This window comes from Serratia quinivorans, from assembly GCF_946227985.1.
In the GTDB taxonomy this organism is placed as follows: domain Bacteria; phylum Pseudomonadota; class Gammaproteobacteria; order Enterobacterales; family Enterobacteriaceae; genus Serratia; species Serratia quinivorans_A.
Map to the genome: position 1 here is coordinate 96,373 of NZ_CAMKGL010000011.1, position 12,298 is coordinate 108,670.

Consider the following 12,298-nt stretch of genomic DNA (forward strand, 5'->3'; position numbering starts at 1 on the left):
CTGGTGATGATTTAAAAAAACGTCACGGGACACACTGGGAAAAACCCACCTAATGGCGGTATTAACCTGTCATGACAATAGGTTAGCGATATATATTCTTCTTAAAAAATAATAAAATCCACGTTATTGAAAATTGCGAGTGGTTATTCATTGCTTACCCTCTCAGTATTTATTTCATGTTTGTCCCTCGCCTGACGGCGACGTCAAGCGAGACACCATTTAAGTATCCTTTCAGCGTGAAATTTAATAATGATTATTTAAACCTGTATTACCACTCGGCAACTGCGCCGTCAGGATAGCGCCACACGGGATTACGCCAGTCCGTCGCTTGTTTGCTGCGCTCGATCACCAGCTCTTCGTTAATTTCCACCCCGAGACCCGGTTTAGTCAGTGGGTAGAAATGGCCATCGGTCATTTTGAAATCGTCTTTATTCACTACGTAATCCAGTAGTTCGGCTCCCTGATTGTAGTGAATACCCATGCTCTGCTCCTGGAACACCGCGTTACGCGCCACAAAATCCACATGCAGACAGGCGGCCAGCGCAATCGGCCCCAGTGGGCAATGCGGTGCCAGCGCCACATCATAGGTCTCCGCCATGGCGGCGATTTTGAAACATTCGGTGATGCCACCGGCGTGAGACAGATCGGGCTGAATAATCGCCAGGCCGCCCTCTGCCAGCACCCGTTTGAAATCAAAACGCGAATACATACGTTCACCGGCGGCAATCGGGATATGCGTCTGCGCCGCCAGGCGCGGATAGTACTCCGCCTGTTCCGCCAGCACCGGTTCTTCGATAAACAGCGGGCGGTACGGCTCCAGCTCTTTGATCAGGATTTTAGCCATTGGCGCATCGACACGACCATGGAAATCCAGACCGAACTCGATACGGTTGCCAAAGGCTTCGCGGATCTGCGCCACCACGGCCACCGCAGCATCCACCTTACGCGCGCTATCGATAATGCCCATCTCTTCGCAACCATTGAGCTTAAAGGTGTCGAAGCCGATTTCCGTCAGCTTGTTGATACCGGCGATCACGTCGGAAGGACGATCGCCGCCCACCCAGCTATACGCCTTGATTTTGTCGCGTACCAAACCGCCCAGCAGTTGATAAACCGGTACGCCCAGCGCCTTGCCTTTGATATCCCACAGCGCCTGATCAATACCGGCGATCGCACTCATCAGGATCGGTCCGCCACGATAGAAGCCACCGCGATAGAGCGTCTGCCAGATATCGTTAATTCGCGCAGGATCCTGGCCCACCACATATTCCGACAGCTCGTGCACCGCCGCCTCCACGCTGCGCGCACGCCCTTCAATCACCGGTTCGCCCCAGCCGACGATGCCTTCATCGGTTTCAATCTTCAGGAACATCCAGCGCGGCGGCAGCCGATAAGTGGTCATTTTGGTTATTTTCATTGGGTGGCTTCCTTATAGGCTCGAACGAAAGCGGCAGCCTGCTGAGCGGTGCGTTCTACCGATTGGCCGGCGCGATAGAGATCGCCCCCCAACCCGGCACCCACACAGCCTGCGGCCAGATACAGATGCACGTTTTCCGGCGTGATGCCGCCGACGGCAAAAACAGGGATCTGAGGCGGCAGTACCGCTTTCAGCGCCTTGATATAATCCGGGCCAAAGGAGACCGAGGGGAAAATCTTCAATGCCTGAGCCCCGGCCTCCAGCGCGTTGAATGCTTCCGAAGCGGTGGCGCAACCGGCGCAAACCGTCATGCCCAGCGCCACGCCCCTGCGGATCACCGCCGGTTGGGTATTGGGTGTCACCACCAGTTGGCCACCCAGCGCGGCCAACTCTTCCACCTGCGCAGGTTGCAGCACGGTGCCGGCACCGATCAGTGCGCGATCGCCGAATTTCTTCACCGTATCACCGATGCTTTGCTGCCAGTCCGGCGAGTTCATCGGTATTTCAATCGCATCAAACCCCGCCTCCAGTAAAGTTTGTACGTGATCAGCCACCTCCTGCGGTGTAATGCCGCGCAGGATGGCGATCAGTGGCAGTTCAGTATTCCAGCTCATGCACAATGCTCCTTATTCCCGATTGGAAAGCCCGATCGCCGTCCAGGATCTGGTGGCGTATCCCGGCCATAGTCAGTGCCTGGGCATAACGCTCGCCAAGCTGCGGGTTGCCGATCACCGTTAATGCCGCGTCAGGCGGCAACGGATATTCACGCTGCATTTGCGCCACCTCATTGCCGATCAACAAGCCGGAAAGCCAGTCGCTGACGGCGCTTTTTTCCATTTTGCCGAGCACGTGAGCAGCGCGAGTTTCAAATAAACATCGCACGATGTGGCTTTCATTCATACCGACATCCAACCCGCTGGCAAACGCCTGCGGATTAGGCCGTTGTTCACTTAATCCCACGCCGATCAACGAATGGCTGAGCAGCAAATGATGCAATTCGCCCGTCATCACCGTACGGAAATCCGCCAGGGTGTCATCTTCCATGCGCACCCATTTGCTGTGGGTACCTGGCATGACATAAACCGCCGCCGGCTGTTCGGCATAGGCACCGATCAACTGGGTTTCTTCACCGCGCATAACGTTGCAGTTATCTTCACGTTCGATACAAATGCCCGGAATAATCCAGGCCCGATAAGGTAAGGCCTGCTCTACCGCCGTTAACTGTTGGGCAACCTCGGTCAGGCGGGTTGGGCAATGCAGATAAGGCACCTGCAGCCAGCCGGCATTGCTGCCGACCATCCCCGCCATCACCACCGGCAGCGGCTCCGCCCAACGCGCCATTAGCTCGCTGAAAACCTGCTGCGGCGTGCGGCCGCCAAGGCGGGTAACACCGGCCTGCGACTGCAAGCTATCGACGCAGACACCCTGTTCGTAACGCCAGGCGCGCAGGTTGGTGGAACCCCAGTCAATCGCGATAAAATTGTTATTCAAGTGATGTCCTTTAAGCGTTTGGTCGAGCTGGCGATCATCGCCAGTGCCGCCTGCTCTGCGGCGTCCGCATCCTGATGACGGATGGCGTCATACAATTCCTGATGCTCGCGCAGAGTACGTGGCATATTGTCCTCATCTGACATGTAGGTGCGCTCAAACACCGCGCGCTGCAGCGAGCTAATCGCCACGCTGAGCTGCTGCAAAACCGGGTTGTGCACCGCCGCCAGCACCGCTTCGTGATAACGAATGTCGGCCTCATTAAAACGTTCACGATCCTGGTGGTGGATTTTCATGTCGTTCAGCGCCGCTTCGATCACCGCCAGTTCGCTGGAGGTAGCTCGCTCCGCCGCCCAGCGAGCAATCGTTGGCTCCACCAGGTTACGAACTTCACTCATCGAGGCGATTAGGCGTGGATCATAATCCTGCGCCAGCACCCAGTTCAGGACGTCGGTATCCAGATAATTCCACTGGCTGCGCAGCGTCACGAATGCGCCACGATAGCGCTTCACCTCCACCAACCGCTTGGCCATCAGCGCACGCAAGACTTCGCGGATGATATTGCGCGAGGTTTCAAACTCTTCGCACAGCTCCGTTTCTGCGGGGAGTGCCGCCCCCGGGACATATTTGCCACCGACGATCTGCTGGCCCATCTCGATAATGATGCGGTCGGTTTTACCGATCTGCTGCTTGTTCATGATTTCTCCGTGGCATTCGCCATGCTGTGATAACGGATTTACTTTACCCGCGTCTCCCATTGGCGTCCTGCGGTTGCAGCACAATCTTGATAACTCACCTCAACAACAATGGTCATATTGTAGTTCCAAAAATAAATGTTGTACTACAATCTGGATCACAAAATAGACAATCCAAGTTGGTGGGGATGCCAATAACCAATGGCAGTCGTTGAATGATCATCGTTAGAACGGCTCCGAAAGTTTATCGGTTTACAAATTAGAAAATTAATTCTAAATTGGACTTTTAAATCTAAATAAAAGATCACCATGCTGAGTCGCTACCACGCCATTGCCGATGCCATAACGCTGTTATTTTCCCCTTACGCCGAAGTGGCACTTCATGATCTCGCCAGCCAGAAACTGGTTTACATCAGCAATAACCGCTCGCAGCGTGAGCTGGGCGAAGACTCCAACCTGAGCGAGTTACAGGGCGATCAAGGTTTGCAGGTGATCGGCCCCTACCTGAAGCGCAATTGGGATGGCAGCCAACTGCGTTCTATCAGCGCAGTATTGCGCGACGATAACGGTGCCCCCATTGGCCTGTTGTGCATCAATCTTGATATCACCGTGCTGGAAAGCGCCAAAGCCGCGCTGGAAGTCTTCCTGGGTGGCCATGCCCTGCAACCACAGCCGGACGTGCTGTTTCAGGATGACTGGCAGGAACGCATCAACACCTTTATTCATCAATGGTTGCAACAGCGCCAACAAACGCTCGGCACCCTTAACGGTGCGGGCAAGCGGGCCATGGTGGAGGCGCTCTATCATCAGGGGGCTTTCAAAGGAAAAAATGCCGCCGGCTACGTCGCCAAGATCCTCGGTATCGGCCGCGCTACCGTCTACAACTATCTGAAAAATATCAAGGATTCTGTATGAGTCAGCTATTTGACGCGATTGTTTCCGCCCATCAGCAATTGCGCCCGCAGGTTCGCGTGACCCCGCTGGAACGCAGCGTACTGCTGTCACAGCAGTTGGGCTGCGAACTGTATCTGAAGTGCGACCATCTGCAACATACCGGTTCTTTCAAATTTCGCGGTGCCAGCAACAAACTGCGGCTGCTGAATGAGCAACAACGCAGCCGCGGGGTGATCGCCGCCTCGACCGGCAATCACGGCCAGGCCGTCGCGCTGGCGGGCAAACTGATGGGCGTCAGCGTGACGGTGTATGCCCCGGAAACGGCGGCAGCGATAAAACTGGAAACCATCCGTGCACTGGGTGGCAAGGTGGAACTGGTGCCGGGCGACGCACTGAATGCCGAGCAGGCGGGAGAAAAGGCTGCCATTGAGCAAGGCAAAGTCTATATCTCCCCCTATAACGACCCACAGGTGATTGCCGGTCAGGGCACCTGCGGCATGGAGTTGGTTGAGCAGCAAGCGGATTTGGATGCGGTGTTTGTTGCCGTGGGTGGCGGTGGCTACATTTCAGGAATCGGTACCGTTTTACAGCAATTGTCGCCGAAAACTCAGCTTATTGCCTGCTGGCCGGAAAATGCCACCAGCATGTATAGCGCACTGCAGGCGGGTCATATCTATCCGGTGGAAGAACAGGATACGCTGTCAGATGGCACCGCCGGCGGCGTTGAGCCGGATGCGATCACCTTCCCGCTGTGCCAGCAGGTGATTGACCGCAAAGTATTGGTCAGTGAAGCGGAAATCAAACAGGCCATGCGCCAGATTGCCGCCAGCGACCGCTGGATTATTGAAGGTGCTGCCGGGGTGGCCTTAGCCGCTGCCATCAAACTGGCTCCGGAATTTCAGGGCAAAAAAGTGGCTGTGGTACTGTGCGGGAAAAACATTGTGCTGGAGAAATACCTTAAGGCAATCTCCGATGAAAATCCTTAATAAACGGCAGATCCTTGAAGTTTTCGATGCAGATGCCGTCACATTGTTGCTAAAAAAGGGATTTATTGCATATTCCCAACGGCAAGTGCAACAGCCGCCAGTGCAGCATTTTCTGTTTGAACAGGCGGCGGGTGACTGCTGTATTAAATCGGCCTGGCTGGAAGGGGACGAACAATTTGTCCTCAAGGTTTCCGCCGGCTTTTACCATAACCCGGCGCAGGGGCTGGCCAGTAATCAGGGGCTGATGATGGCCTTCTCGGCGCAAACCGGTGAACCCCGGGCATTGTTACTGGACGAGGGGTGGTTAACTGCGTTACGCACCGCGCTGGCCGGGCGTATTGTCGCCGAACTCTGTGCTCCGGCATCGATCCCGGCGATTGGCATTGTCGGCTGCGGCATGCAGGCCCGACTGCAGTTACAACAGCTAAAGTCCCTGACCGCCTGCCGTGAGGTTTGGGTGTGGGGCCGCAACGAAGAGACCTTGCAAGCCTATCGGCGCGATGTCGAAGCCGAAGGCTTCCGGGTGAATATCACCCAGGATGCCGCGGAACTGGCAGCGCACTGTCGGTTGATTGTCACCACCACCCCGAGCCGCGAACCTATTCTGCACGCGGCGGATATTCAACCCGGTACCCACATCACCGCCGTCGGCGCTGACGCCCAGGGCAAACAGGAGTTGGCGGCCGATCTGGTGGCCAGGGCGGACGTGCTGTTAGTGGATGCTTTGGCACAATGTGCAGATTATGGTGAGATCGCCACCGCTTATCGGCAGGGTTTGCTTAAATCGACGCCGATCGTCGAATTGGGTACGGCATTGGCTCAGGGGATAAAAATGCGTAGCGACGCGCATCAAATCACGCTGGCCGATCTGACCGGGCTGGCGATTCAGGACGTACAGATTGTGAAGGGTATTTTGGCACGGATATAGAATGTTTTTAGGGGCGCAACTGCGCCCCTTTAAATCGAATCACCGTCAGGCATTCAGCACAAACTTCTCGATGGCGCGGGCTACACCGTCTTCGGTATTGGTGCTGGTAACAAACTGCGCTACCGCTTTCAGTTCCGGGATAGCATTACCCATCGCCACGCCAACACCGGCATACTCTATCATCGCAGTGTCATTGGCCTGATCGCCCAACGTCATCACGTTTTCACGCGCAATACCAAGATGATCGGCCAGCATTTTCACCCCGGTCCCCTTATCGACTTTCCGGTGTAAAATTTCCAGGAAGTAAGGCGCGCTTTTCAGGATAGTGTAACGCTCCCATGCTTCGGCCGGGATGCGGGCAATGGCGTGATCCAGCAGCTCTGGCTCGTCGACCATCATCAATTTCGGGAACCGAATCTCAGGATCCATCTCTTCCACGCTGCGGTACTTCAGCGGAATACCGGTCATCTCCGACTCATGCACGGTGTATTTGCCGATATCCTTGTTCGGGGTATACAGTGTGTCAAAATCAAATGCCTGGTAATGGACGCCCAACTCGCGTGCCATCTGCTCGAAATAAAGATAATCCTCAAAACCCAGCGTTTCCTGCAGGATGCAGGCACCGTCTACTGCCTGTAAAACCAGTGCGCCATTATAGGTAATACAGAAATCACCGGCCCCCTGAATATCCAACTGTCGCAGATAGTCCTGCACGCCAACATAGGGCCGTCCGGTTGCCAGCACCACATGCACCCCTTTGCGGCGTGCCTCGGTGATCGCCTGCTTTACCGCCGGTGTAATCTGGTGCTGCGGGTTGAGTAGCGTGCCGTCCATATCAATCGCAATCAATTCAATAGCCATTCGAGCCTTCTCCCAGTGGTTTTTTCCCATGCTAACGCGTTTCAGCGTCTAATGTCAGCGCCAAAAAAGGCGTAAAAAAAATCCGCACAAGTTTCCCTATGCGGATTTTCACAGCCCCGATCATACTTCAAGCCGCCTCTTTGTTGGCTGCCTTGACTCACCCCAGTCACTTAGTTATCTAAGCTCCTGGGGATTCGTTCAGTTGCCGCCTTGATGCAACTTGAATTATTTTGGGGAGAAAGAGGTTAGATATCGATGTTTGCCGCTTTCAGGGCATTTTCTTCGATAAAGGCACGACGAGGCTCAACCGCATCACCCATCAGGGTGGTAAACAGTTGGTCAGCAGCAATGGCGTCCTTCACGGTCACGCGCAGCATGCGGCGGCTTTCCGGATCCATGGTGGTTTCCCACAGCTGCTCTGGGTTCATTTCACCCAGACCTTTATAACGCTGTACGGCCAGCCCACGACGTGACTCTTTCACCAGCCACTCCAATGCCTGCTCGAAGCTTTCAACGGGTTGACGACGCTCACCACGTTCGATGAAGGCATCTTCTTCGATCAGGCCGCGCAGTTTCTCACCCAGCACGCAGATCTTGCGGTATTCACCGCCGTGGATGAAATCGAAGTCCAGCGCGTAGTCGGTATCCACACCGTGGGTACGGATGCGCAGTACCGGCTCAAACATCTGACGCTCACGGTTCTCAAAGAGAACCGAGTCATAGCTGCTGCCGTGCTGTTCTTTGTCGTTCAGCAATTTCACCAGCGAATCAATCCAGGTCTTAACCTTGGCCTGATCGCTCAGATCGCCCTCTGCCAGCGTTGGCTGGTAAATCAGGTTGTTCAGCAGGGCACGCGGGTAGCGGCGCTCCATACGACCGATCAGCTTCTGCACGCTATAGTGCTCGGCAACCAGTTTTTCCAATGGCTCACCGGCAAGCGCTGGGGCGCTGGCGTTGGTGTGCAGGGTTGCGCCATCCATCGCGATGGCGATTTGGTACTGATCCATCGCCTCGTCATCTTTGATGTACTGTTCCTGCTTGCCTTTTTTCACCTTGTACAGCGGCGGCTGGGCAATGAACACGTGGCCGCGCTCAATGATTTCCGGCATCTGACGGTAGAAGAAGGTCAACAGCAGCGTACGGATGTGCGAGCCATCGACGTCGGCATCGGTCATGATAATGATGCTGTGGTAACGCAGTTTGTCCGGGTTGTACTCATCGCGGCCAATGCCGCAGCCCAGTGCAGTGATCAGCGTCGCCACTTCCTGCGAAGACAGCATCTTGTCGAAGCGTGCTTTCTCAACGTTGAGGATTTTACCTTTCAACGGCAAGATTGCCTGGTTCTTACGGTTACGCCCCTGCTTGGCAGAGCCGCCCGCTGAGTCCCCTTCCACCAGGTACAGTTCGGACAGCGCCGGGTCACGTTCCTGGCAATCTGCCAGTTTGCCCGGCAGGCCGGCCAGATCCAATGCGCCTTTACGACGGGTCATTTCGCGCGCTTTACGCGCCGCTTCACGGGCACGTGCCGCATCGATGATTTTACCGACGACAATTTTCGCATCGCCCGGATTTTCCATCAGATAATCGACCAGCTTTTCGTTCATCAGTGTCTCAACCGCGGTTTTCACCTCGGAAGAAACCAGCTTGTCTTTGGTCTGAGAAGAGAACTTGGGATCCGGAACTTTCACCGAAACCACGGCAATCAGGCCTTCACGCGCATCGTCACCGGTGGCGCTGATTTTGGCTTTTTTGCTGTAGCCTTCTTTATCCATGTAACTGTTCAGGGTACGGGTCATAGCGGTACGGAAACCGACCAGGTGGGTACCCCCATCACGCTGTGGGATGTTGTTGGTGAAGCAGTAGATATTTTCCTGGAAACCGTCGTTCCACTGCAGCGCCACTTCCACACCGATGTCGTCTTTCACGGTTGAGAAATAGAACACGTTGGGATGGATCGGGGTTTTGTTTTTGTTCAGGTACTCAACAAACGCCTTGATACCACCTTCGTAGTGGAAGTGGTCTTCTTTATCGGTGCGTTTGTCTTTCAGGCGGATAGACACGCCCGAGTTCAGGAATGAGAGTTCACGCAGGCGCTTGGCCAGAATATCGTACTCAAATTCGACATTATTGGTGAAGGTTTCATAGCTCGGCCAGAAACGCACCGTGGTGCCGGTTTGATCGGTTTCACCGACCACTTTCAGCGGCGCCTGTGGCTCGCCCATGGCGTAGGTTTGCTCGTGCACTTTGCCTTCGCGACGGATAACCAGTTCCAGCTTCTCGGAAAGGGCGTTAACAACAGAAACACCCACGCCGTGCAGACCGCCGGACACCTTGTAGGAGTTGTCATCAAATTTGCCGCCGGCATGCAGCACGGTCATGATCACCTGCGCCGCAGAAACCCCTTCCTCTTCGTGAATACCGGTCGGGATACCACGGCCGTCATCCTGTACCGAAACGGAGTTGTCGGCATGGATGGTCACCTGGATGTCACTACAGTGGCCAGCGAGTGCTTCGTCGATAGCGTTGTCCACAACCTCGAATACCATGTGGTGCAGACCGGTGCCATCATCGGTGTCGCCGATATACATGCCCGGGCGCTTACGCACCGCGTCCAGCCCTTTTAATACCTTGATACTTGAGGAGTCATAAGAATTCGACATCAACGTTTCTCGCTCATTTTAGTCCTGTGGTTGAACCTCTATTTTACCTTGTTCCACGCGGAACATCTTGCCCTTTTCACCGGCCATATCGGTCACTTGTTCAGCACTTACGGCACTGACAAAGACCTGGGCCTGGGTGGCTTTCAGGCGATCGGCCAGCAACCGGCGACGGCCGGTGTCCAGCTCGGAGGCAAAATCATCAATCAGATACAGGCAACGCCGCCCGCTCTGCCGGGTGAGAAACTCACCCTGCGCTAAGCGCAACGCGCACATCAGCAACTTCAGCTGACCGCGCGATAACAAATCCTCTACCGGCGTGCCGTCGGCACGGATGCGAAAGTCCGCTTTATGCGGCCCCACCGCGGTATAGGTTAACGCCCTGTCACGCTCAAACTGGCGCTCCAGCAGCTCTCCGTAGTCGCTCTCCTTGTCCCAGCCACGCTGGAAAGAGAAACTCAGGGCAAATTCGGGCAAAAACTGCGCACATGTCGCGGTAATATCCGCGGCAATCGCGTCGCTGTATGCTGCCCGCCACTCGCTGATACGCTCGGCCAGCGGGATCAGTTCCTGATCCCAGGCGCGGAGCTGCGCATAGCGACTGACCTGGCGCAGCGCGGCATTGCGCTGCTTCAGTAACCGTTTCAGGTTGCTCCAGGCGGTGAAAAAACCGGGTTCGTTATGAAAACAGCCCCAGTCCAGGAAGGCACGCCGGAATTTCGGCCCACCGTTTAGCAGGGTAAAACCTTCGGGGGTAATCAGTTGCATCGGCAATAGCTGCGCCAGTTCAGCCACTTTGTGGCCGTCGCTGCCATCGATGCGTACCTTGCTGTCCCCCTGACGGCTCTTGCTTAATCCTACGGATATTTCACGCTCTGCACCGTCAATACGGCCGTGCAAAATAAACTCAGGCTGATCGTGGCGGATCACCCGCCCAGCCTGCAGGCTGCGAAAGGCCCGCCCGTGCCCAAGGGTATACACCGCCTCAAGCACGCTGGTCTTTCCACTGCCATTGGCACCCACCAGGAAGTTGAATCCCGGCGCCAGCGCCAAATCGGCAGCTTCTATATTACGGAAATCTTTAATCAGTAAACGCGTTAATGCCATGCCAATTCCATCACCGGGAAATTACGCTCAATGTGAGGGCGTTATCGGCGCTGGCAGTTTACGTGCGGACAGCGCACAGCAACCGGAGCGTACACAGAGTACGTGAGGATTGCGAGCACTGCCCAAGCGTAAAATGGCAAGCAAGATAGCCCGGATATCGATCACAACCGCATTGGCATGACGACGTAGGCAGCGGACTTACTGGCACCGTCTTCGATCTGCACGCTGGAAACCGAGTCGGTCAGCAGCAGGCGCACATCTTCACACTTGAGCGCGTTCAATACGTCCAGCACGTAGCTGACGTTGAAACCAATTTCCATCTCGGTGCCGTCGTAGCTGACATCGAGGATCTCTTCCGCCTCTTCCTGTTCTGGGTTGTTGGCGGTGATCTTGAGCTGATTTTGGCTGACATACAGGCGTACGCCGCGGAACTTTTCGTTCGACAAAATGGCCGCTCGAGCAAACGCCTGCTTGAGCAGATCGCAGCCGGCTTCCAGCGTTTTGTCCGGGTTCTTCGGCAATACGCGACGATAGTCAGGAAAACGGCCATCAACCAGCTTGGAGGTGAAAATAAAGTCACCGACGTGGGCGCGAATGTTGTTACTGCCGATCTGCAGTTGCAGCAGCGTATCGCCACCGTCGAGCAGACGCACCAGTTCCATCACGCCTTTACGCGGCACGATCACCGAATGCGATGGCAATTGCTGACCGATCGGCATTGAGCACACCGCCAGGCGGTGACCATCGGTCGCCACGGTACGCAGTTCTTCACCTTCGGTTTCGAACAGCATGCCGTTTAAGTAGTAGCGCACGTCCTGATGAGCCATTGAGAACTGCGTGGCTTCGATCAGGCGCTTAAGGGTCGCCTGCGGCAGAGAAAATTCAACTTCGCTCTGCCAGTCGTCCAGGTTCGGGAAATCCACCGCCGGCAACGTAGAAAGAGAGAAGCGACTGCGGCCGGAACGCACCAGCATACGCTCGCCTTCCAGCGTCACAGTAATCTCGGCCCCTTCAGGCAAGCCACGGCAGATATCAAATAATTTACGCGCGGGGACGGTAGTCGCGCCCACCTCATGAGGTTGGGACAGGGCAACGCGCGCCACCATCTCCATCTCCAGATCGGTGCCGGTCAACAGCAGGCAGCCTTCCGTCACCTGCAACAGCAGGTTACCCAGAATTGGCAGCGTTGGGCGGCCGCCCAGCGGGCTGCTCACCTGTTGCAGTGGTTTTAGCAGATGCTCACGTTCAACGATAAATTTCATAGC

General features: G+C 55.5%; 11 protein-coding genes. 3 read left to right on the forward strand and 8 right to left on the reverse strand.

The annotated features are described in order from the left end of the window. Positions 1-268: 268 nt before the first annotated feature. From dgoD to OCH02_RS21265, 4 genes are read right to left on the reverse strand one after another with little or no spacing between them, the layout of a single operon-like run. On the reverse strand, positions 269-1,417 hold the full coding sequence (gene dgoD, locus OCH02_RS21250) for a galactonate dehydratase (protein WP_126501183.1): 1,149 nt from the start codon (positions 1,415-1,417) through the stop codon (positions 269-271). After that, positions 1,414-2,031, reverse strand: coding sequence for a 2-dehydro-3-deoxy-6-phosphogalactonate aldolase (locus OCH02_RS21255; protein WP_261432843.1), 618 nt, complete (start codon positions 2,029-2,031; stop codon positions 1,414-1,416). Before OCH02_RS21255 ends, dgoD begins: the two co-directional genes overlap by 4 nt. Further along, the gene (locus tag OCH02_RS21260) at positions 2,015-2,908 is read right to left on the reverse strand and encodes a 2-dehydro-3-deoxygalactonokinase (RefSeq protein ID WP_261432845.1); all 894 of its coding nucleotides are present in this window, start codon (positions 2,906-2,908) and stop codon (positions 2,015-2,017) included. The genes OCH02_RS21255 and OCH02_RS21260 overlap by 17 nt, the downstream gene beginning before the upstream one ends. After that, positions 2,905-3,603, reverse strand: a complete 699-nt coding sequence (locus OCH02_RS21265; RefSeq protein WP_261432847.1) for a FadR/GntR family transcriptional regulator — start codon at positions 3,601-3,603, stop codon at positions 2,905-2,907. The genes OCH02_RS21260 and OCH02_RS21265 overlap by 4 nt, the downstream gene beginning before the upstream one ends. A 306-nt stretch (positions 3,604-3,909) precedes the next feature. Between OCH02_RS21265 and OCH02_RS21270 the strand changes: the two genes are divergently transcribed. Genes OCH02_RS21270 through OCH02_RS21280 form a run of 3 tightly spaced genes read left to right on the forward strand, consistent with a single transcriptional unit; the run spans position 3,910 to position 6,408 of the window. Next, a complete protein-coding gene (locus tag OCH02_RS21270) occupies positions 3,910-4,515 on the forward strand; it encodes a transcriptional regulator (protein ID WP_261432849.1) in 606 nt (201 codons plus the stop codon). After that, complete coding sequence (locus tag OCH02_RS21275) at positions 4,512-5,480, forward strand: threonine/serine dehydratase (protein ID WP_261432851.1); 969 nt, start codon at positions 4,512-4,514, stop codon at positions 5,478-5,480. Before OCH02_RS21270 ends, OCH02_RS21275 begins: the two co-directional genes overlap by 4 nt. Further along, the gene (locus OCH02_RS21280) at positions 5,467-6,408 is read left to right on the forward strand and encodes an ornithine cyclodeaminase family protein (protein ID WP_261432852.1); all 942 of its coding nucleotides are present in this window, start codon (positions 5,467-5,469) and stop codon (positions 6,406-6,408) included. Before OCH02_RS21275 ends, OCH02_RS21280 begins: the two co-directional genes overlap by 14 nt. A 45-nt stretch (positions 6,409-6,453) precedes the next feature. On the opposite strand, the gene yidA is transcribed toward OCH02_RS21280, so the two are convergent. The 4 genes from yidA to dnaN form a co-directional block, all read right to left on the reverse strand. After that, positions 6,454-7,269, reverse strand: coding sequence for a sugar-phosphatase (gene yidA, locus OCH02_RS21285; RefSeq protein ID WP_261432853.1), 816 nt, complete (start codon positions 7,267-7,269; stop codon positions 6,454-6,456). Between the two features lie 245 nt (positions 7,270-7,514). Further along, entirely contained in the window at positions 7,515-9,929 is a 2,415-nt protein-coding gene (gene gyrB / locus OCH02_RS21290) for a DNA topoisomerase (ATP-hydrolyzing) subunit B (protein ID WP_261432854.1), read from the reverse strand. An 18-nt stretch (positions 9,930-9,947) separates the two neighbouring features. After that, entirely contained in the window at positions 9,948-11,033 is a 1,086-nt protein-coding gene (recF, locus tag OCH02_RS21295) for a DNA replication/repair protein RecF (protein ID WP_261432855.1), read from the reverse strand. A gap of 161 nt (positions 11,034-11,194) precedes the next feature. Beyond that, positions 11,195-12,295 carry a DNA polymerase III subunit beta gene (gene dnaN / locus OCH02_RS21300; RefSeq protein ID WP_261111632.1) on the reverse strand — a complete coding sequence of 367 codons (1,101 nt, stop codon included), beginning with the start codon at positions 12,293-12,295 and terminating at the stop codon, positions 11,195-11,197. Positions 12,296-12,298 lie beyond the last annotated feature (3 nt).

What these genes read in the sequence shown, in the direction of transcription:
- dgoD (WP_126501183.1), bottom strand. Translation starts at nt 1,417, where the DNA reads ATGAAAATAACCAAAATGACCACTTATCGGCTGCCGCCGCGCTGGATG.
- OCH02_RS21255 (WP_261432843.1), bottom strand. Translation starts at nt 2,031, where the DNA reads ATGAGCTGGAATACTGAACTGCCACTGATCGCCATCCTGCGCGGCATT.
- OCH02_RS21265 (WP_261432847.1), bottom strand. Translation starts at nt 3,603, where the DNA reads ATGAACAAGCAGCAGATCGGTAAAACCGACCGCATCATTATCGAGATG.
- OCH02_RS21270 (WP_261432849.1), top strand. Translation starts at nt 3,910, where the DNA reads ATGCTGAGTCGCTACCACGCCATTGCCGATGCCATAACGCTGTTATTT.
- OCH02_RS21275 (WP_261432851.1), top strand. Translation starts at nt 4,512, where the DNA reads ATGAGTCAGCTATTTGACGCGATTGTTTCCGCCCATCAGCAATTGCGC.
- OCH02_RS21280 (WP_261432852.1), top strand. Translation starts at nt 5,467, where the DNA reads ATGAAAATCCTTAATAAACGGCAGATCCTTGAAGTTTTCGATGCAGAT.
- yidA (WP_261432853.1), bottom strand. Translation starts at nt 7,269, where the DNA reads ATGGCTATTGAATTGATTGCGATTGATATGGACGGCACGCTACTCAAC.
- gyrB (WP_261432854.1), bottom strand. Translation starts at nt 9,929, where the DNA reads ATGTCGAATTCTTATGACTCCTCAAGTATCAAGGTATTAAAAGGGCTG.
- recF (WP_261432855.1), bottom strand. Translation starts at nt 11,033, where the DNA reads ATGGCATTAACGCGTTTACTGATTAAAGATTTCCGTAATATAGAAGCT.
- dnaN (WP_261111632.1), bottom strand. Translation starts at nt 12,295, where the DNA reads ATGAAATTTATCGTTGAACGTGAGCATCTGCTAAAACCACTGCAACAG.